Source organism: Halomonas sp. BDJS001 (assembly GCF_026104355.1).
In the GTDB taxonomy this organism is placed as follows: domain Bacteria; phylum Pseudomonadota; class Gammaproteobacteria; order Pseudomonadales; family Halomonadaceae; genus Vreelandella.
In genome coordinates this window covers 1,810,232-1,830,297 of sequence record NZ_CP110535.1, presented here as the reverse complement: position 1 = coordinate 1,830,297, position 20,066 = coordinate 1,810,232, and the positions used below count along the sequence as shown (strand labels likewise).

The window sequence follows — 20,066 nt, the reverse complement described above, 5'->3', positions numbered from 1 at the left end:
AGCCAAGCTGTGGCCACTGCTGATACTGCGCCGATCAAAACCCTTTATGCCCACCACCTGGCCAAAAGCTACAAACGGCGTCGGGTGGTTAAAGATATCAACCTAGAGATCTGCCAAGGCAGCATTGTGGGCCTCCTTGGCCCAAATGGTGCAGGCAAAACCACCTCGTTCTATATGATTGTCGGGCTGGTAAAATCCGACGCTGGCAAAGTAGGCATCGACGACAGGGACTTAACCCGCGCCCCCATGCACGAGCGTGCCGCGGCGGGCATCGGCTACCTCCCTCAAGAGGCGTCTATTTTCCGCAAACTTTCAGTTGCCGATAATATTATGGCAATCCTCGAAACCCGCAAAGAGCTTAATCGCAGCGAGCGGGAACAGCGCCTGGAAGCGCTGCTCGAAGACTTTCATATCACTCACATTCGCGACAATCTCGGCATGAGCCTTTCAGGCGGTGAGCGCAGGCGAGTCGAAATTGCCCGCTCGCTGGCCACTGACCCTGCCTTTATTTTACTGGATGAGCCCTTTGCCGGCGTCGACCCTATTTCGGTAGGCGAGATTAAAACTATCATCCGTGCCCTGAAGCAACGCCATATCGGTGTACTGATCACCGACCACAACGTGCGTGAAACCCTGGATATTTGCGATATTGCGTATATCGTCGGTGATGGGCAAATCATTGCCAGCGGCTCGCCAGCCTCCATTCTTACCAACCAGAAAGTAAGGGATGTTTATTTGGGCGCTGATTTTCGCCTCTAAACTTATTTTTCTCTTCTAAGGCTATTTTTTCACCCCTAAATAGCGCCTTGCAACGACTTTACTACCAATGGCATGCTTATTGCACTTGCACCTGGCACTCACTCGCACTAGTGTGGAGCATTCTGATTAACGAGTGGTTCTCAGATGGTCATGAAAGCTTCTCTCCAACTGCGTATCGGCACACAGCTGACCATGACGCCCCAGTTGCAGCAGGCCATTGCGCTGTTGCAACTCTCGACGCTGGATCTTCGTCAAGAAATTCAGCAGGCTCTTGATGCCAATCCCATGCTGGAGCAGGAGGATGAATTTAGTGAGCAGGCTGTCAGCGAGCCTAAGGAAGAAGAGTGGTCAGAGAGCATCCCTACGGAGCTCTCGGTAGATAGCGACTGGTCCGATACCTATCAAGATATGGGTAGCCAGGGGGGCAGCAGCAGCGAAGGCCCCGATTTTGAACGCCAAGCGGCCGGGCAAAGCCTACATGGACACCTGCTGTGGCAACTCGCCATGACCGATTTCAGCGCCCGCGAGCAGCTTGTCGCGGAGAGCTTAATCGACGCACTAGATGCTAACGGCTACCTGACTCAGCCGCTTAACGATATCCGTGAAGGCCTACGAGCCCAGGGTATTGATGGGCTTAGTCAGCGGGAAGTGGAAACCACACTGCTTAAGCTGCAGCAGTTTGAGCCAACCGGCATATTTGCCCGCGACTTGCGTGAATGCCTAATGCTGCAGCTTGCCGCTCTTCCCGACGATACGCCGCTGCTGATACCCGCCCGCCGCCTGGTGCGTCAGTTTCTTGAAGCGCTCGGCAAGGATGACATGCGCCTGCTGAAACGCCGCCTAGGGCTCGACGACGAACAGTTGGCCGATGTCATTCTACTGATTCGCAGCCTGGATCCTCGCCCAGGTAGCGCCTACGGCGACACCGACGACAGCTATGTGACCCCCGATCTAGTCGTCCGCCACGATAACGAAGGCTGGCATTTGGAGCTCAACCCTGAGGCTCTACCGCGGCTGCGTATTCAGCCGGACTACGCCAGCCTGATTAAGCGTGCGGACAAAAGCGATGACAACCAGTTTCTCAAAGAGCACCTCCAGGAAGCGCGCTGGTTAATCAAGAGTCTCTCCAGCCGTAACGATACGCTGCTGCGGGTGGGTCGTGAAATCATCACCCGTCAGATTGGCTTTTTAGAGCACGGCGAAGAGGCCATGAAGCCGCTAATACTGGCGGATATCGCTGAAGCCGTTGAGATGCATGAATCGACTATCTCACGGGTAACGACGCAGAAATATATTCATACTCCACGCGGCGTGTTTGAGCTCAAGTACTTTTTCTCCAGCCAGGTGAGCAGTCAGGACGGCGACAGCCACTCCAGTACCGCCATCCGCGCGCGCTCAAAAAACTCATTCAAGATGAGCCCCCTGGCAAACCGCTTTCTGACAGCCGTTTAGTCACGCTATTAGGTGAAGGGGGAGTGCAGGTGGCGCGTCGCACGGTAGCTAAATACCGCGAAGCCATGGGCATCCCCTCCTCCAGCGAACGGCGCCGTTTACGCTAGCCCCTGATGCCGTTTAAGGGAAACTCTCGACAAGGGCTTTGCAACGCGGCAAAAAGGGTTACAATCGAAGTACAGTCCGATGGATAAGGAGTACGTCAATGCAAGTTAATATCACTGGTCATCACGTAGAACTGACTGACGCCTTGCGTGACTATGTCAACGAAAAACTTGAGCGTGTAGAGCGCCACTACGACAATATAACCACGGTGCAAGTCACCTTATCAGTGGAGAAAGAGCGCCAGCAGGCCGCCTGTACGCTGCACGCAGCAGGCGCGGATTTACATGCGGAGGCCATGGACAGTGATATGTACGCCGCTATTGATGCCCTAGCGGACAAAATCGACCGTCAACTCGTTAAACACAAGGAAAAAGCACAAGCTCGCGCCCAAGGCGCAGGCGTGCGTTAATTCAATGACGTTGGAAACCATACTCCCCCCGGAGCGCGTTCTGTTCGACGTACCCGGGGGCAGCAAAAAAAGGGTGCTGGAGTTTTACAGCACCTTTATTGCCCAAAATATTCCCAGCCTGGACAGCCAAGAAGTGTTTAGCCGTTTAATCGGCCGTGAGCGCTTAGGCAGTACGGGTATTGGTAACGGTGTGGCTATCCCCCATGCGCGTAGCCCCCACTGCACAGCCCCTATCGCTGGCTTTTTAAAACTGTCAGAAGCGATTGATTTCGACGCTATCGACGGTGACCCGGTAGACCTGGTGTTTGTACTGCTGGTACCCGAAGAAGCGGATGACACGCACCTTTCATTGCTCGGCCAAGTCGCGACCATCATGAATGATGCGAATACACGCCAGCAACTGCGTAAAGCAGCCAGCCAGCGCGAATTACTTGAGCTCATCACTGCCAAAATCCGTGAGCAATCAGCGGCCTAACCGGTCTTAAAACCTGTTTAAGCTATTATTCAGGGCAGGTTTATGTTTCGCTCCCCCCTCAACGCAGCTTGACCAAGGCAAAGAGAGACTCTATGCAACTGGTGATCATTAGCGGCCGCTCCGGGTCAGGTAAATCTATCGCTCTACAGGCGCTGGAAGATCTTGGCTACTACGCGATTGATAACCTTCCCGCTATGCTGCTGGGATCGCTGGTGGACGAGATACGCGACCAGGGTGACCGCACCCATTTGGCGGTCAGCATTGATGCCCGTAATTTACCGGGCGCGCTTGAGCGCCTCCCCTCTTTGTTAGGTGAACTACGTCAGCGTAAGATCGACTTCCAGGTCATTTACCTGACCACCGATGCGCGCATACTGCTTGAGCGCTACTCCGCTACTCGGCGACGCCATCCGCTGACCCGGGATAGTGAGATGACGCTGGAAGAGGCGATCAACAAAGAAGAGGAGACGCTGGAGGATATTCGCGACCTCGCCGACCTATTGATCGATACATCCCGTTTATCGGTGCACGATTTACGCCGTCGCATTACCGACCAGGTCGCGCACCAGCGCAGCGATAAGCTTACGCTGACGCTTGAGTCGTTTGGTTACAAACGCGGCGTGCCGCTAGACGCTGACTTGGTTTTCGATGTGCGCTGCCTGCCGAACCCCTATTGGGATCCGACGCTGCGCCAGTTCACAGGTCGCGACGCTGACATTGTGGCTTTTCTAAGCAGCTACCCGATCGTTGACGCCATGAGCAGTGACATTCTGGGCTGGCTGGAGCGCTGGCTGCCCGCTTACCAAAATAGCCAGCGTAGCTACATGACCATCGCGATTGGCTGCACCGGTGGCCAACACCGTTCGGTTTATATGGTCGAGAAGTTAGCGGAAAAGTTGGCTCCCTGCATGGGCGAAGTTCAACTGCGCCACCGCGAGCTGGGGTTACACTACACCTTAAGCAAACAGTCAGCCGCCACTCTGGTCAGCTCTACGCCAACTAACCAGCGACCAGAGACCTCTTAAACGCGTCTATCCATTAATGACACCACTCGGCGAAAAGGAACCAGGGTGCCAGAACGAACACTCACACTCACCAATCAACGCGGCCTACACGCTCGCGCGGCGACAAAACTGGTCAAATGCGGTCAACAGTTTTCGGCTAAAATACATGTTTACAAGCAGAATCAGGTCGCTGACGCCGCCAACATCATGTCGTTGCTGATGCTGGCAGCCCCTTGCGGTACTGAGCTGAAGATCAATGCCGAAGGCGATGACGCCGAACAGGCGCTTGAAGCGATTCAAGCGCTGTTCGACGCCCGCTTTGAGGAGGATCAGTAGCCGTAGCTTGTGCTTACTAGTCGCCCGCCACGGTCATGGCATCAATCAACCAGCTACCGGTGTGAACACTGCCGCGGGTATCGGTGTCATCACCAATGCCGATGAGGCCAGTGAACATCCGCTCCAGATTACCGGCAATGGTGAACTCTTCAACGGGGTACTGCACCTTCCCGTTTTCGACCCAAAAGCCTGCGGCACCCCGGGAGTAATCGCCGGTGACGCCGTTGACTCCCTGCCCCATCAGTTCCGTTACCCAAATCCCCCGCCCCATCTCCTGCAGCAGACTTTCGCGTGATTGCAGTGGCGCCGCCAAACGCACATTACGCGCACCTCCGGCATTGCCGGTGGTATGCATGCCAAGGCGACGAGCACTGTAGGAAGAGAGCATATAGCTGGCAATGCGTCCCTGGTCGATAAAGCGATTATTACGCGTTTGCACGCCCTCACCATCAAACGGCGAGCTGGCCATGGCGCCAATTTCCATCGGTCGCTCTTCTAGGCTAAACCAGTCGGGAAACAGCGGTGTACCAAGCCGGTCACACAAAAACGAGGCCTGACGGTAGAGCGCACCACCGGCCAATCCACTGAGAAGGTGACCGATTAACCCGCTGGCCAGCGAGGGATCAAACAGCACCGGGAAGGTGCCCGTGGGTGGACGTTTAGCGCCAAGCCTGCGCAGCGTGCGAACTGCGGCTTCGCGCCCTACCTCCGCGGGGTCACGCAGCGCCTTGGGATCGCGGGCAGAAGTATAATCGTAGTCGCGCTGCATACCGCTGGCGTCTTGCGCTATCAGCATGCACGAAAGTGAGTGGCTACTGCCCTTTTGGGTACCTAAAAAACCATGGCTATTGGCGTAAACGCGCACTCCTTCGCCACTGGAGAGAGACGCGCCATCTGACTGTGAGATACCTTCTACGTCACGCCCCGCCTGCTCGCAGGCAAGCGCCAGCTCGATCGCCTCGTCCGTCGTGAGCGCCCAGGGGTAGTGCACTTTAAGGTCGGGCAGCTCGGTGGCCATCAGCGCTGCATCGGCCAGCCCTGCGGCCTTATCTTCACCGGTATAGCGGGCAATCGAGAGCGCTTTCTCTACGGCTGCCTGAATCGAAGCACTACTGGCATCGGTGGAAGAAGCGCTGCCTTTACGCTGGCCCACGTAAAGCGTGACGGCTATGCCCTGGTCGCGGGATAACTCAACCGTTTCAACTTCGCCAAGGCGCACGCTAATGCCTATGCCCTGGTCAACGCTTGCACCCACTTCGGCAGCATCAGCGCCCAAGCGCTTCGCCAGTGCTAGCGCCTCTTCGGCGCGCGCGGTCAAAAGCGACTGCTGCGCGGATGCATCAAATGCCTGTGCCATATGGCCTCCTTTTTCGACCGAATGTCTCTCAACTGAATGTCTTTCAAGAGAGTCTCTTCGGTGAATCAATGTTGTACTCGCAACTGGTATAATGCCGCCACGAATCTTGTCTGTGAGTCACACTATGCGTAAGCAACGTCCCGATCCCGTAGAAACAGAAGAGCAGGAAGAACGCCCTAGCAAGTCGCAACTCAAACGCGAAATGCATGCCTTACAGGCACTTGGGGAAACCTTAATCGCCATGCGACCGGCGGAACGCGCCCGTTTCCCCCTCTCTGACGATATGCTGCGCGCTATCGAGGAAACCTCGCGCATTCGCTCCCACGAAGGTCGCCGCCGCCATATGCAGTATGTCGGCAAGTTAATCCGTAAAGAGGATCTCACCGCCATTCAAGCCGTGTTCGACTCCATCGACCAGGAGCAGGAGCAGCGCGACCACGCGTTTCACCGCCTGGAAAAATGGCGGGAACGCTTAATTGATGAGGGCGATCCTGCTGTCGACCTGTTTATGGCGGAGCACCCCGATGCCGACCGCCAGACCCTGCGTCAATTGATTCGCAACGCCCAGCGGGAACGCGAGCAGGGCAAACCACCCACCAGCTCGCGCAAGCTATTCAAACACCTGCGCGAAACCCTCTCACTTTAAAGGCGGCCCTTTAAAAACAGCTATTTAAGACTGAGTACCGCCGACGGTCAGCTCATCCAATTTCAGGGTGGGCTGGCCGACACCCACTGGCACGCCCTGCCCCTCTTTGCCACACACACCGATACCGGTATCCAGCGCCATATCGTGGCCAATCATGGAGACACGCTGCATCGCTTCCGGCCCGTTACCAATCAAGGTGGCCCCTTTCACCGGCGCCGTCACCTTACCATCTTCAATCAGGTAGGCTTCGCTGGCGGAGAAGACAAATTTGCCCGAGGTGATATCCACCTGCCCACCACCAAAGCTCACCGCGTAAATACCGCGCTTAACGCTTTTAATAATATCGCTAGGCTCATCCTGGCCCGCTAGCATGACCGTATTGGTCATACGCGGCATGGGTAAGTGCGCGAAAGATTCACGCCGCGCGTTGCCTGTGGGCGCCATACCCATTAGCCGAGCATTGAGCTTGTCCTGCATATAGCCGGTCAAAATGCCGTCTTCGATCAGCGGCGTGCACTGCCCTGGGGTGCCCTCGTCATCCACGCTCATGGAGCCACGACAATCCGCCAGCGTTGCATCATCGACAATGGTCACGCCTTTAGCGGCAACACGTTGGCCCATCTTGCCAGCAAACGCGGAACTGCCCTTACGGTTGAAATCCCCTTCCAGACCGTGACCGACGGCCTCATGGAGCAGAATCCCCGGCCACCCCGACGCCAGCACCACGGGCATTTGCCCCGCAGGTGCATCTACAGCTTCCAGGTTGACCAGCGCCTGGCGCACCGCCTCTTTAGCGTACTGCTCGGCAACTTGGTCATCGCGGAGTTTAGCCATGGAGTAACGGCCGCCACCGCCCGCACTGCCCCGCTCACGTCGGCCATTCTTTACCGCGATAACGCTGACATTAAAGCGCACCAGCGGGCGAATATCCGCCGCCAAGGTGCCATCGCTGGCCCGCACCAGCACCACCTCGTAGGTACCTGAGAGGGAAGCACTCACTTGACTGATGCTCGGGTCTGCAGCACGAGCGACTTTGTCAGCCTGTTTTAACATGGCGACTTTGTCTTCAGCGCTTAGCCCGGCCAGAGGGTCGATTCCCTCATAGCGCGACATGGCGGAAACCGGGCGAACCAATTGCCCAGGCAGACGTTGGCCGCTGCGGACGATGCCCGCCGCCGTGCGGCCGGTGTCCATTAGCGCATCGGCGGTAATCTGGTTGGAGTAGGCAAAGCCGGTTTTTTCACCTGCCAGTGAGCGCACGCCGACGCCACCGTCAATACTGTAACTGGCCTCTTTCACCTCGCCATCTTCCAGTACCCAGCCCTCTTGCCAGGTACGCTGGAAATAGAGGTCTGCATAGTCAATGCCCGCGCCCATGGCGTAGCTCAGCCCCGTTTCCAAGGCCTCTAAATCGAGACCTCCAGGGGTCAAAAGAATGGCGGCAGCCGTATCTACATCACTTTTATATGCGGTCATTGGGGGCCTTCTAAAGTAACCTGCGGCGAAGTCCAAGGACCTCGCACGCGATAATGGAGTGTCGTGGCACGATCCAGTGCGTCGCCAAACAGCTGGTCGGCAAGGAACAGTGCGCCACCCACGATGGGCGCGCCAACGGCAATCGCCGCAATCGGCAAACTTTGTGTTACTGGTAGTGTGACGCCAAGCCGCTGGTCGAGTTCACGGGTCACCAGATCGGCACTGCCGGTAAGCGTTAGGGTGGTGGCCGGCGCATCAATTTGCAATGGCCCGCGTAGCGTCAGCAGCCCGCCGGTAACATCGGCGGTACCCTTCACACGATCAAATGCGGTGCCACGGCCGGTAACGTCGGAAAAATCCAAGCGCAGGCGACGTAAAATATTATCGAAATTGAGCAAACCAATTAATCGCGCAGGCGCCGATTCCAGAGTAACAAAGCTGCCATCACGAATGTCGGTACTGATAGTGCCATCCGAGCGGCTTAACTCCAACTGCCAAGGCGCCCCTGGCCAGTCTAGCGAAGCAGACACGTCGGTACTGCGGCTACGCATAGCCACCGGCTGGTCTAGGCGTTCAAGGGCAGTGCCGATATCGCCACCCTGAATCGTAATGTCCGCGCGGGTATGACTGGAGACGGCATCCCCCTCCCAGTGCAGCTCGCCACGCGCTGAGAGCTGTCCCAGAGTTAAGCCAACAGGCGTCAGCGAGAATCGCTCGCCATCGGTTTTCCAGTAGGCGGTCAAAGGGCCGAAGCGGCGCGGCCCCATGGCAATTTCAGCTAGGCGTAATCGTCCATTGGGCACGTCGGCGAGCCAATCAGGAATGGCCACAGGCTCCTGGCGCTGGGTGTCGACCGACTCCATCCAGGAGTCTGGCATCGGTGCATCACTGTCATGCTCGACATTGGCTAACGCCAGCAAGCGATCAAGCGCCAGCGCTTCAATGGCCACATCTAACGGTTGCGGCGATTGAGCATCGTAGTTTAAGCGCCCGGTAACCAGGTTACCGCTTAGGCCCAAATCCACCCGGCCATCATTCATATTGCCCGAGGCATTAAAACTGCCTAAACACTCCCTTTGGTAAATCACACAGGGGGTGGCTAGCGAGACCGTCAACGGCATTTGAGTGCCTTCGCCAGACGTGCTGGGTGTCCCGCCTGCCATTAGCGGTGCAATCGCCTGCTGCCACGCTAGCGGGTCAATTCGAGTTACGGCAGCGTCGAGACTAACCCCAGGCTGGGAGGGCCAGCCGGGTAGACGCTCCGCCCGGCTGCCTAAATTTAACGTCCCGGCAAGCGAGCCGTTAATCGGTTGCAGTCGTGCAGAAGCAATATCAGCGAGGCGACTTTCGAGACGTTTTGTGTCCATATCGGCGGTTAATGTCCAGGGCCAGGCCTGCTGTGGCGTTTTTGCAAAGGGTTCGGGTAGATGGCTGGTGACGCCGACTAAACGACTCTCCAAGCGCAGAGTGGGCGTTGGCGTTAGGACGACGCTGCCCTGCCACTCTAGCGGCCCTTCTAGCGGCAGACGCCCTTGATTACCCAACCCCGCAAGTCCAAAAAGCGCCTCGGTGGCGACACTTCCCTGCAGCTGTATGCCGTTGCGCTGAGTATCAATATCCGCGTTGATAGAGCCACCAAGCAACTGCCCACTAGCCTCTCCGACGAGACCTGAACTTTCCCCCTCTTGGAGCCAGGCAAGATCCCCCTCAACCGATTGAAGACGTAGATCGAGCGGTTGATACACCACTTCCGGAAAGCGTGGCTGAGCATTAATTTCCAGTTGAAGCGCCTCCGGGTTTGCTAACGGCAACGACAGCGCAATATCGCCGTTAACGCCACCTGTTACGCGCAAATCGCTTAGTTGGGAAAGGTCTATCTCGGGCATCGCCTGTAAAAACGATACTAGCGCTGGCCCATCTGCCTGCAATTGACCCGAAAGGTTGAGCGTCTCATCCTCCATTACTAGCTCACCCTCTGAAGCGGTGACGCCATGGCTCTTAGCGTTATCGATTTCAGCCTCCAACACTCGGTTTTGCCACTTTAGACGCCCCTCCACATCGTCAAGGCGCGGCCAGCCTGGGGCAATCGGCAAATGCCCTTGGGCGACTGCCAGCGCGAGCGTCGCGGTAAAGTCTTCGGCAGTGGCTCCTTCGCCTAGCGGCTGGCTTAATTGCAGCGAGCCTTCGCTGACATAGCCGCCAATATCATTGAGCAGCCACTCGCGAAGCTCGTCATCCATGACACTTAGCGGCAGCCACTGGGCCAGCGGGCGCTCAACAGCATCCACGTCACTAAAGTTCAGCTCTAAACCAAAATGCCCACGCTGATGACCGGTCACCAAACCAAAGCCGCCCTCTACCTGCGCGCCGTCCCAGTCGACGCTTAATCGCTTACCACTGACCATGGTATTGGGGCCGTCATATACCCACTCAACTTCCCCTTCAGCACGTCGCAGTTGCATGGGGGCGGCAAAAAACTCGGGAAAATAGAGGGTGCTTGCACCATTACTGCTAAACAGGACGCGGCCGCGGAAGTCTCGCGCCTGCACCCAAGCATCCAGCGGGCCGCCACCGGGTGCCTGCTGCCACGGAGAGACTTCTACTTCCGTTAGCGCGGCATCCACCCCCCAATGGCCATCCTGTTGCCCAACATGCAACCCCTCCACTTGCCCCCGGGGGGCGAGGGTTTGCAATACCCGCGTAACGGACTCAGGTAGCAACACATAGTCGCGCCAAGCGGTCAGCGAGGCGAGCTCAAAGGCACTGGTGCGAACTTCCCACTCTCCTGGCTGGTGCGTAGCGTGCCAGTGGCGCGGTAAGGCGGGCCCTACACTTCCGCCGGGGGGCTGGGCCCACTCCACGCTCTCCGCATCGCCGCTTAACCACGCCTCGCCCCCATCGCCATCCCGCTGCCACAGGCCATTGGCTTCAATGTCCCTTAATACCGCGTACTGGACATTATGACGAAGCGTCAATTGTGGAACGTCGACCGCAACCCGGGCTTCTTCAAGTCGTCCGGCACTCCAGCGCCCCCACAGCCGTGCGCTGCCGCCAGCCTGCTCCAAATAGGCTGCGTGATCAGGCCGGAACATATCCGCCAGGACAACTAACTGATCAAGCTGAATATCCAGTTGCAGCGCAGCCGAAAAGTCGCTAAAGCCATGTTTCCCAGGCTGCATTTCAACTTTCATTTCAGCCGCCGGCAACGCTACTTCGCGCGCCTGCTGTATCGATTGGGCAATATTGATAGCACCTTCTAACCGTGTACGCCGCTCATCGCCAGACAATAACAGCGTTTGGGCATAAAGCAGCACGGTATCCTGCTTGCCATGCAGCACCACGCGCGTGTCTTCCACCCACAGGCGTTGGCGCAAAATCAACCCCGCCCAGTCATCGATGGTGGCCAGATCCACTTCAGGATCGGGCGCCATCAAGAGCGGTAGCTCAGCGGGCTCTGGCCACTGCCAAGCCGCTCCAGTGCCTTGATAGAGATGAAACTCGGTACCGCTAATGCGGGCATCGCTAAAAATGGGCGCCATATGAACAAGCGAGGCCCAGGTATCCAAACGCAGACCCGCATGCTCAAGGGAAAACAGCGCCTGGCCCTCTGGGGTTTCCGCGTTTACGCCGTCAAGACGCAACAACAGGTCATTCCGAGCCAGAGAAAGCGAGAGATGCTCAATAGTGACCGGTACGCCAATACGCGCTTCAATCAGCGCTTCAATACGGGGGGTAAGGGCATCGGATTGGCTAATCAGCAAACGCAGCAGCAGCAGCAGCACAGCAGCGCTGCCTAGTAACCAGGCGACGATTAGCAAACTCCAACGCACCAGCGAACGAGTAGGCATGGTTACATCAGCACAATATCGTACTGCTCTTGGGAGTAGTGCTGCTCAACCTGAAAACGGATGGTTTTATTGATAAACGTCTCCAGGTCGGCCACCGCCGCTGACTCTTCATCTAGCAAGCGGTCAACAACGGGCTGCGAAGCAAGCACCATATAGGTTTCAGCACTGTAGGCACGCTCTTCGCGCAGAATCTCACGAAAAATTTCGTAGCAGACGGTTTCAGGCGTTTTAAGCGTACCGCGGCCACTGCAGGTGGGGCACGCTTCGCAGAGCGTCTGCTCCAGGCTTTCCCGGGTGCGTTTACGGGTAAGCTGAACAAGGCCAAGCTCGGTGACACCGGTACACTTGGTTTTGGCATGATCACGCTCTAACGCTTTCTCGAGTACCCGTAACACCTGCCGCTGATGCTCAACATCAACCATATCGATAAAGTCGATAATGATAATGCCGCCCAGGTTGCGCAGACGAAGTTGGCGGGCAATCGCCGTGGCGGCCTCAAGGTTGGTTTTGAAAATGGTCTCTTCAAGGTTGCGATGGCCGACATAACCACCGGTATTAACATCAATGGTGGTCATTGCCTCGGTGGGATCAATCACCAGATAGCCACCGGATTTCAACTGCACCTTGCGCCCTAACGCTTTCTGGATCTCGTCCTCGACGCTGTAAAGATCAAAGATGGGTCGCTCGCCGGGGTAGTACTCAATCCGTTCAACCGCATCGGGCATAAACTCTTCGGCGAACTCAACCAGCTTGACGAAATTTTCCCGTGAATCGATACGTACTTTTTCGATATCGTCACGCATTACATCGCGTAACGTGCGCATAAACAGCGGTAAATCATCATAAATGACGCTTTGTGGTGTCGCAGTTACCTTACGTTCGCTGACCTTGCGCCACAGCCGCAGCAGAAAGTGCATATCGCCTTTTAGCTCTTCGTCACCGACGCCTTCCGCGGCAGTTCGCACAATAAAGCCGCCCGTCACTTCCAGCGTCTGTTCCGCCACGCTGCTATCCAGCAGCGCTTTTAAGCGCTCGCGTTCGCGTTCATCTTCGATACGCTGGGAAACGCCATGATGCGGCGAATCCGGCATATACACCAAATAGCGCGAAGGGATCGACAGATGCGTGGTTAATCGCGCGCCTTTACTACCAATGGGGTCTTTGGTGGCCTGCACCACGAGCGCCTGCCCCTCATGAAGCAACTGGCCGATGGTCTGCTGCTCATCGAGCGGTGTGCCGGGCGGCATCACCTCGTGGGCATGAATGAACGCCGCCCGTTCCAAGCCAATATCAACAAAGGCAGCCTGCATACCAGGCAGCACGCGAACCACTTTGCCTTTGTAGATATTGCCCACAATGCCACGCCGACGGGAACGCTCGATCAGTGCCTCTTGCAAAACGCCATTTTCCACCAGCGCGACGCGGGTCTCCATTGGCGTTAAATTGATGAGAACTTCACCGCTCATGCAAAATTCCTTGTTGGTTGACGTATTCCTTGCCAGCGATACAGGCGGCGACGCCCTCTATTCAAGGGAATTAAACGCACCGCCAGATAGGCACTCCCTGTCGGCATAGCAAGTGCGTCGTTTCAAACAGTGGTAGCCCTACCACTGCCGAGTGACTGCCTTGAATCTGTTTTACAAATATGGCCGCTAAACCCTGTATTGCGTATCCGCCAGCTTTATCAGCCGGCTCGCCGGTGCGCCAGTAGGCAACGATTTCGTCTGCGCTTATTTCACGCATGGTTACCTGGGTGGCCACACAGCAGGTGAGCATCCTCGCTGGCCCACTCACTGCTACGGCGGTAAGCACCTCATGAGTCCGCCCTGAAAGCAGCCGCAGCATCTCGGCGCCCTCATCAAAATCCGCCGGTTTACCTAGAATACGCCCATCGACCACTACAGCGGTATCTGAACCTAGCGTAGGCAGATCGGTTAAGGGGGCAGCCGCCTCAGCTTTGGCAACCGCCAAGCGCTGCACATAGGCGTGGGGCGTCTCACCGACCAGCGGCGTTTCGTCGATATCACAAGGGTAAACCGTCACCGGCACACCAATGGATGCGAGCAAGTCCCGACGACGGGGAGACGCAGACGCCAAGCACAAAACAGGCGCGCTCATGAGGCGGCCAACCGACGTTCTAAGGCTTGAAACATCGTCGCCAGCCACGGCCATAGCAACGCACTGATCAGCGCAGGTATCAAAAAGGCTAAATGAATCGAAAAGTCACCCACGATAGTGCGCAGCCACTGGGCGACCAGTTGCATTAACCCCAGCAGCACCAGCACCAGTGCCGACTGCTGTACCAGCGAATAGGCCCGAAAGCGGGGATACACCAGGGCACAGAGAAATGCCAACAGTGCATAGATAAGCGCATGCTGACCCAGTGCAGTGCCTTCAATCAAATCCATTAAAATGCCCAGCACAAAGCCATGAAAAACGCCGACTCTGTCGGGGGTGCGCATACACCAGTAGATCAACATTAGCCCCAGCCACTCAGGGCGGTATACCTGCCAGCCATCGGCTAGCGGCATCACTTGTAAACATAACGCCAGAAGCAGGCTAAGCCAAATAACCACTAGCGGAACAATCGGTGCACGCGGCATCAGGGCACCTCTGGGGATGATGTATGTTGTTCAGGCAATGCACGGCTTGAGTTAGTGGAGAGCTGAAGCGAAGAGCTTAAAGCCTCTGATGAGATATCCAGCGTTTCATCCCAGGCGTGTTCATCCACTTCTGCTCGCGGAGGCGGAAAAAGGAGTAAGAAGTGACGCGAGCGCTGCAGTTGAGCCATGGGTTCAGCCGTCACGCGCGCAAAAGGCTGGCCAGGATCGTGATAGACCTCGGTAACACGTGCCACTGGATAACCCGGTGGAAAGCGTCCCGCCAAGCCTGATGTGGTCAATAAATCGCCTTCACGGATATCCGCCGTATCCGGCACGTACATCACGTTAACACTGCTGTAACGCCCCGTCCCTTGGACGATAAAGCGCAGCCCATTGCGATTCAACTGAACCGGTAAAGCATGACTGGCATCGGCTAACAGCAATACCCGGCTGGAGTAGGCAGAAACCGCGGTAATTTGCCCCACCAAACCCGAGGCATCAATCACCGGCTGCCCCACGTAGGCGCCGTTACGATGGCCACGATTAACCACCATTTGGTGACTAAAGGGGTCATTATCCAGCGATATCAGTTCAGCCGTAATATAGGGAATATCACGACGCTTTGCTGCTCTCAGCAACTCACGCAGCTCGCTGTTTTCCGCGGTCAGATTTGCCAACCGCTGACCACGATGAGAAAGGGTAAGAATCTGCTCGCGCAGGCGACGGTTTTCATCCACCAAGGCCTGCTGATCGGAGAGCACAAGTGACCCCCAATTCAACAGGTCGCTAGGCACACTAACAACCCATTGAATTGGGGCAACGACCATCGACATTTGCGCACGCACTTGCTCCATGCGGGTAAAATGCAGGTCGACAAACATCAATGCACTGGCGGCCAAGACGCAAAAAAACAGCCGGTAGCCCGGCAGTGGCCCGTGCGAAAACAGCGGTTTAATAGGCAATCCCCCCGCAATTAACCGCTGCGATTAGTCGCTCGACAGCAACTCAAAGGTGTGCTGATCAATCATCTCCAGCGCTTTACCACCGCCGCGAGCAACGCAGGTCAACGGGTCTTCGGCAACGATCACCGGCAGCCCGGTCTCTTCAGCGATCAGCTTGTCCAGGTCGCGTAACAGCGCCCCACCACCCGTCAATACCAAGCCACGCTCGGCAATATCTGAGGCCAATTCCGGCGGCGACTGCTCAAGGGCGCTTTTGATCGCGGCCACGATAGATCCCAGCGTTTCTTGCAACGCTTCCAGGGTTTCGTGGGAGTTGAGCGTAAAACTGCGTGGGATGCCTTCGGCCAGATTACGGCCGCGCACATCAATTTCACGCAGCTCACCACCAGGATAGGCACAGCCAATCTCTTCTTTGATGCGCTCGGCGGTGGCTTCACCAATCAGGCTGCCGTAATGACGACGCACGTAAGCGGTGATCGCCTCATCAAAACGGTCGCCCCCCACCCGAATAGACTCGGAGTAGACCACGCCATTGAGTGAGATAATCGCGATTTCAGTGGTACCACCACCAATATCCACCACCATCGACCCCTGTGCTTCATCGACCGGAAGGCCTGCGCCAATCGCCGCCGCCATGGGTTCTTCAATCAAGAACACCTCGCGGGCACCGGCACCTTCTGCTGACTCACGAATTGCCCGGCGCTCTACTTGCGTTGACATGCAAGGAACGCACACCAGCACGCGCGGGCTGGGGGTTAGGAAGGTGCTTTGGTGGACTTTACGAATAAAGTGCTGAAGCATCTGTTCGGTGACGGTGAAGTCGGCAATAACGCCATCTTTCATCGGTCGAATCGCGGTAATATTACCCGGCGTACGCCCCAACATTCGCTTGGCATCAGTACCAACTGCGGCGACGCTGCGCATATTGCCAGACTGGCGGATAGCAACCACGGAAGGCTCATCGAGCACGATACCGCGACCGCGAACATAAATCAGTGTGTTGGCCGTACCCAAGTCGATCGATAGATCGCTGGAAAACAGCCCCCTCAAACGTTTAAACATGGATGTTGTTACCTAGTGCAGACCGGGAACCCTGTGCGGATGCAAACGGTATCACTGCAACCCCTTGGCAGCAAGCACGAGTCGCGCCTAACACTGCCCGTTGGGGCCAAAATGTGGTACCTTTTGCGGCTATTTTCCACGTCTGCGACACAAGACGTTTTTTTGATATCGGTATGTATACCGCTGAAAGCGGATTATGTTCCATCACGTTAACGAGGAATTCTCGATCATGGCGCTTGAAGAATCTCATGTGCGCCGGGCTGCTCACTTGGCCCGACTCGCCGTCAGCGATGACCAAGCCAGCGGCTTTGTAGACGACCTAAGCCGGATTCTGGACATGGTCGACCAGCTACAAAGCCTCGATACGGAAGGCGTGACGCCGCTCGCCCATCCGCTGGATGCGACCCAGCGACTGCGCGCCGATGAAGTAACGGAAACCAACCAGCGCGACACGTTTCAGCGCTGTGCTCCGGCAGTGGAAAATGGCCTGTATCTCGTGCCCCGCGTCGTTGAATAAACGCATTGAGTAGCACGCTGCGTAACGGCGCAGGCACCTTTAATCAAGCCACCACTATTGCCATTTTTTTTCTCCCCTGAACGGAGCTTCTGGGTCATGTATGAGAAAACCTTAACGCAACTCGCCGCCGCGCTAAAAAGCGGTGAGTTTTCCAGCCGCGAGCTGACCGCTCACTATTTGCAGCGTATCGAAAAGGCTGACGGCAAGCTGAACAGTTTTATCAGCGTAACCGCCGAGCAAGCGCTGAAACAGGCTGAAGTAGCCGACCGCGCCCGAGCGGAGGGCAATGCTGGGACGCTGGCGGGCATCCCCCTGGCGTTGAAAGATATTTTTTGTACCCAGGGTGTAAAAACCAGCTGCGGCTCGAAAATGCTGGATAATTTTATTGCCCCCTACAGCGCCACCGTAGTGGAAAAACTTAACGCGGCGGGCACCATCAGCCTGGGCAAAACCAATATGGATGAGTTCGCCATGGGCTCCTCCAACGAAAACAGCTACTACGGCCCGGTCAAAAACCCCTGGGATCTTACGGCGGTTCCCGGCGGCAGTTCTGGCGGCAGTGCAGCAGCGGTCGCGGCGGGCCTGGTGCCCGCCGCCATGGGTACCGATACCGGTGGCTCGATTCGCCAACCCGCGGCGTTTTGCGGGATTACCGGCTTGAAGCCCACCTATGGCCGCGTGTCGCGCTTTGGCATCATTGCCTACGCCTCAAGCCTTGATCAGGCCGGCCCCATGGCACGCAGTGCCGAAGATTGCGCCCACCTGCTGGGTGTCATCGCTGGCCATGACGGCCGCGACTCTACCAGCGTTGCCCGCGGCGTCCCCGATTACGTGGAGGGCCTGAATGCGCCCCTCTCGGGCCTCAAGATCGGCCTGCCCAAAGAGTATTTTGGCGATGGATTGGATCCAGAGGTCGAGAAAGCCGTCCGCGAAGCGGTAAAAGTTTACGAATCTTTGGGTGCCACGGTACGCGAAGTTAGCCTGCCGCATACCCACTATGCGATCCCGGCCTACTACGTCATCGCCCCTGCTGAGGCCTCATCGAACCTGTCCCGCTACGACGGCGTGCGTTTCGGTCACCGCTGTGACAATCCCAGCGATCTGATTGACCTGTATACCCGCTCCCGTGCAGAGGGCTTTGGCGAAGAGGTGAAGCGACGCATCCTCATCGGTACCCACACGCTCTCTGAAGGCTTCTTTGACGCCTACTACACCAAGGCTCAACAAGTGCGCCGCCTGATCCGGCAAGACTTCCTGGACGCCTTTGAAGACGTCGATGTGCTGATGGGGCCCGCCTCGCCCACCCCGGCCTTTGACCTGGGTGCCAAAAAAGACCCGGTGTCGATGTACCTGCAGGATATCTACACCATCGCAGTGAACCTGGCAGGCATCCCCGGCATTAGCGTACCGGCAGGGTTTGCCGGCGGCCGTCCCGTCGGTCTGCAGATTCTGGGTACCCACTTTGCCGAAGCGCAGTTGCTTAACGTCGCCCATCAGTTTCAGCAAGCGACCGACTGGCACTTACAACGTCCTGCCTTTGCCGAGGAGTACGCCTAATGCAATGGGAAACCGTGATTGGGCTTGAAGTCCACGTTCAGCTCGCAACGCGTTCAAAAATATTCTCCGGCGCCTCCACGGCGTTCGGCGCAGAGCCCAACACCCAGGCCTGCGCGGTGGATTTAGGCCTGCCCGGCGTGCTGCCAGTGCTCAATGAGCAGGCCGTGGCCATGGCCGTGCAGTTTGGCCTGGCGGTGCATGCAAATATCGCCGAAGTCTCGGTCTTTGACCGTAAAAATTACTTCTACCCTGACTTGCCCAAGGGTTACCAAACCAGCCAGATGTACCACCCCATCGTCGGCCCTGGTGAGGTTGAAATTACCCTGGAAGATGGCAGCACCAAGCGTATCCGCATTCATCATGCCCACCTGGAAGAGGATGCCGGTAAATCCCTGCATGAAGATTTTCATGGCATGACCGGTATTGACCTAAACCGGGCGGGCACACCGTTACTGGAGATCGTCTCTGAGCCGGATATGCGCAGTGCCAAAGAGGCCGCGGCGTATCTCAAGGCAATTCACTCCATCGTGACTTACCTGGGCATTTCCGACGGCAATATGGCGGAAGGCTCGATGCGTTGCGACGTGAACGTCTCGGTACGTCCCAAAGGCCAGGAAGCCTTTGGCACCCGCGCTGAGATTAAAAACGTTAACTCCTTCCGCTTTGTCGAGCGCGCGATTGCCTTTGAGGTGGAGCGACAGATTGAGCTGATTGAGGATGGCGGCAGCGTGGTTCAAGAAACCCGCCTATTTGACCCTGAACGTGATGAAACCCGCAGCATGCGCACCAAGGAGGAGGCCAACGACTACCGTTACTTCCCCTGCCCCGACCTGCTGCCGGTGGTACTGGATCAGGCCTACCTGGATCATCTACGCGGGCAACTGCCCGAGCTACCTGCGGATAAGCGCGAGCGCTTCCAAAGCGAGCTGGGCCTGTCTGCTTACGACGCCAACGTCATCTCTGCCAGTCGCGATATGGCTGAATTCTTTGAAGCGGTGCATAGCGAGTGCGGCGATGCCAAGCAGGCGGCTAACTGGGTACAGGGTGAACTTTCCGGGGCACTTAACCGCGAAAGCCTGAGCATTGCCAATAGCCCGATCTCAGCGCGCCAGCTAGGCGAGCTGATCAGCCGCGTACTGGATGACACCATTAACGGTAAAGCCGCTAAAGAGGTTTTTCAGGCGTTATGGAATGGTCAGGGTGAAAGCGCTGACGAGGTGATCGACGCGAAAGGCCTCAAGCAGGTAACCGACACCGGCGCTATCGAAGCGATGATCGATCAAGTGATCGCCGACAGCCCTGCCCAGGTCGCCCAGTATCGCGACTCGGAGCCGGAAAAACGCGGCAAGATGATTGGCTACTTTGTCGGCCAGGTGATGAAGGCCTCACGCGGCACCGCCAACCCACAGCAGGTGAACGGCTTGTTAAAAGAGAAGCTCGACGCGCTGTTGTAACAGGGAGACGATCCGAACAACTCTTCGCGGGGGCGCTGTGAACC

17 protein-coding genes and 1 pseudogene are annotated in these 20,066 nt (G+C 56.9%); 10 read left to right on the top strand and 8 right to left on the bottom strand.

The window, feature by feature from the left end:
- The first annotated feature begins 9 nt into the window (after positions 1-9).
- The 6 genes and pseudogenes from lptB to OM794_RS08225 all read left to right on the top strand — a co-directional run bounded on the left by lptB (position 10) and on the right by OM794_RS08225 (position 4,540).
- Positions 10-759 carry an LPS export ABC transporter ATP-binding protein gene (gene lptB, locus OM794_RS08250; protein ID WP_226249767.1) on the top strand — a complete coding sequence of 250 codons (750 nt, stop codon included), beginning with the start codon at positions 10-12 and terminating at the stop codon, positions 757-759.
- Positions 760-903: 144 nt separating this feature from the next.
- Positions 904-2,318, top strand: a pseudogene (locus tag OM794_RS08245) (RNA polymerase factor sigma-54).
- Positions 2,319-2,416: 98 nt separating this feature from the next.
- Entirely contained in the window at positions 2,417-2,725 is a 309-nt protein-coding gene (gene hpf / locus OM794_RS08240) for a ribosome hibernation-promoting factor, HPF/YfiA family (RefSeq protein WP_088698565.1), read from the top strand.
- 4 nt (positions 2,726-2,729) lie between these two features.
- A complete protein-coding gene (locus OM794_RS08235) occupies positions 2,730-3,200 on the top strand; it encodes a PTS sugar transporter subunit IIA (RefSeq protein WP_226249765.1) in 471 nt (156 codons plus the stop codon).
- Between the two features lie 92 nt (positions 3,201-3,292).
- On the top strand, positions 3,293-4,225 hold the full coding sequence (rapZ, locus tag OM794_RS08230; protein WP_226249764.1) for an RNase adapter RapZ: 933 nt from the start codon (positions 3,293-3,295) through the stop codon (positions 4,223-4,225).
- 45 nt (positions 4,226-4,270) lie between these two features.
- Positions 4,271-4,540, top strand: coding sequence for an HPr family phosphocarrier protein (locus OM794_RS08225; protein WP_088698562.1), 270 nt, complete (start codon positions 4,271-4,273; stop codon positions 4,538-4,540).
- 16 nt (positions 4,541-4,556) lie between these two features.
- On the opposite strand, the gene pmbA is transcribed toward OM794_RS08225, so the two are convergent.
- A complete protein-coding gene (gene pmbA / locus OM794_RS08220) occupies positions 4,557-5,897 on the bottom strand; it encodes a metalloprotease PmbA (RefSeq protein ID WP_226249763.1) in 1,341 nt (446 codons plus the stop codon).
- 124 nt (positions 5,898-6,021) lie between these two features.
- Here pmbA and yjgA point away from each other — a divergent pair, with 124 nt between their 5' ends.
- A complete protein-coding gene (yjgA, locus tag OM794_RS08215) occupies positions 6,022-6,543 on the top strand; it encodes a ribosome biogenesis factor YjgA (protein ID WP_226249762.1) in 522 nt (173 codons plus the stop codon).
- Positions 6,544-6,567: 24 nt separating this feature from the next.
- Here the strand turns inward: yjgA and tldD are convergent, their stop codons facing one another.
- The 7 genes from tldD to OM794_RS08180 all read right to left on the bottom strand — a co-directional run bounded on the left by tldD (position 6,568) and on the right by OM794_RS08180 (position 16,494).
- Positions 6,568-8,019 carry a metalloprotease TldD gene (gene tldD, locus OM794_RS08210; RefSeq protein ID WP_226249761.1) on the bottom strand — a complete coding sequence of 484 codons (1,452 nt, stop codon included), beginning with the start codon at positions 8,017-8,019 and terminating at the stop codon, positions 6,568-6,570.
- Positions 8,016-11,867 carry a YhdP family protein gene (locus OM794_RS08205; RefSeq protein WP_226249760.1) on the bottom strand — a complete coding sequence of 1,284 codons (3,852 nt, stop codon included), beginning with the start codon at positions 11,865-11,867 and terminating at the stop codon, positions 8,016-8,018. The genes tldD and OM794_RS08205 overlap by 4 nt, the downstream gene beginning before the upstream one ends.
- Before the next feature lie 2 nt (positions 11,868-11,869).
- Positions 11,870-13,333, bottom strand: coding sequence for a ribonuclease G (gene rng / locus OM794_RS08200; RefSeq protein WP_088698557.1), 1,464 nt, complete (start codon positions 13,331-13,333; stop codon positions 11,870-11,872).
- Between the two features lie 70 nt (positions 13,334-13,403).
- Entirely contained in the window at positions 13,404-13,985 is a 582-nt protein-coding gene (locus tag OM794_RS08195; protein WP_226249759.1) for a Maf family protein, read from the bottom strand.
- Complete coding sequence (mreD, locus tag OM794_RS08190) at positions 13,982-14,470, bottom strand: rod shape-determining protein MreD (protein ID WP_226249758.1); 489 nt, start codon at positions 14,468-14,470, stop codon at positions 13,982-13,984. Before mreD ends, OM794_RS08195 begins: the two co-directional genes overlap by 4 nt.
- Positions 14,470-15,432: a rod shape-determining protein MreC gene (gene mreC, locus OM794_RS08185; protein ID WP_226249757.1), complete on the bottom strand. Its 963-nt coding sequence runs from the start codon at positions 15,430-15,432 to the stop codon at positions 14,470-14,472. The genes mreD and mreC overlap by 1 nt, the downstream gene beginning before the upstream one ends.
- 24 nt (positions 15,433-15,456) lie before the next feature.
- Entirely contained in the window at positions 15,457-16,494 is a 1,038-nt protein-coding gene (locus OM794_RS08180; protein ID WP_007114671.1) for a rod shape-determining protein, read from the bottom strand.
- 229 nt (positions 16,495-16,723) lie between these two features.
- Here OM794_RS08180 and gatC point away from each other — a divergent pair, with 229 nt between their 5' ends.
- The 3 genes from gatC to gatB all read left to right on the top strand — a co-directional run bounded on the left by gatC (position 16,724) and on the right by gatB (position 20,022).
- Positions 16,724-17,011, top strand: coding sequence for an Asp-tRNA(Asn)/Glu-tRNA(Gln) amidotransferase subunit GatC (gene gatC / locus OM794_RS08175; protein ID WP_022523948.1), 288 nt, complete (start codon positions 16,724-16,726; stop codon positions 17,009-17,011).
- 96 nt (positions 17,012-17,107) lie between these two features.
- Entirely contained in the window at positions 17,108-18,568 is a 1,461-nt protein-coding gene (gatA, locus tag OM794_RS08170) for an Asp-tRNA(Asn)/Glu-tRNA(Gln) amidotransferase subunit GatA (RefSeq protein WP_265154482.1), read from the top strand.
- The gene (gene gatB, locus OM794_RS08165) at positions 18,568-20,022 is read left to right on the top strand and encodes an Asp-tRNA(Asn)/Glu-tRNA(Gln) amidotransferase subunit GatB (protein ID WP_226249755.1); all 1,455 of its coding nucleotides are present in this window, start codon (positions 18,568-18,570) and stop codon (positions 20,020-20,022) included. Before gatA ends, gatB begins: the two co-directional genes overlap by 1 nt.
- Positions 20,023-20,066: the final 44 nt, after the last annotated feature.

Coding starts and splice junctions, on each gene's coding strand:
- hpf (WP_088698565.1), top strand. CDS start 2,417: ATGCAAGTTAATATCACTGGTCATCACGTAGAACTGACTGACGCCTTG.
- OM794_RS08235 (WP_226249765.1), top strand. CDS start 2,730: ATGACGTTGGAAACCATACTCCCCCCGGAGCGCGTTCTGTTCGACGTA.
- rapZ (WP_226249764.1), top strand. CDS start 3,293: ATGCAACTGGTGATCATTAGCGGCCGCTCCGGGTCAGGTAAATCTATC.
- pmbA (WP_226249763.1), bottom strand. CDS start 5,897: ATGGCACAGGCATTTGATGCATCCGCGCAGCAGTCGCTTTTGACCGCG.
- yjgA (WP_226249762.1), top strand. CDS start 6,022: ATGCGTAAGCAACGTCCCGATCCCGTAGAAACAGAAGAGCAGGAAGAA.
- tldD (WP_226249761.1), bottom strand. CDS start 8,019: ATGACCGCATATAAAAGTGATGTAGATACGGCTGCCGCCATTCTTTTG.
- OM794_RS08205 (WP_226249760.1), bottom strand. CDS start 11,867: ATGCCTACTCGTTCGCTGGTGCGTTGGAGTTTGCTAATCGTCGCCTGG.
- rng (WP_088698557.1), bottom strand. CDS start 13,333: ATGAGCGGTGAAGTTCTCATCAATTTAACGCCAATGGAGACCCGCGTC.
- OM794_RS08195 (WP_226249759.1), bottom strand. CDS start 13,985: ATGAGCGCGCCTGTTTTGTGCTTGGCGTCTGCGTCTCCCCGTCGTCGG.
- mreD (WP_226249758.1), bottom strand. CDS start 14,470: ATGCCGCGTGCACCGATTGTTCCGCTAGTGGTTATTTGGCTTAGCCTG.
- OM794_RS08180 (WP_007114671.1), bottom strand. CDS start 16,494: ATGTTTAAACGTTTGAGGGGGCTGTTTTCCAGCGATCTATCGATCGAC.
- gatC (WP_022523948.1), top strand. CDS start 16,724: ATGGCGCTTGAAGAATCTCATGTGCGCCGGGCTGCTCACTTGGCCCGA.
- gatA (WP_265154482.1), top strand. CDS start 17,108: ATGTATGAGAAAACCTTAACGCAACTCGCCGCCGCGCTAAAAAGCGGT.
- gatB (WP_226249755.1), top strand. CDS start 18,568: ATGCAATGGGAAACCGTGATTGGGCTTGAAGTCCACGTTCAGCTCGCA.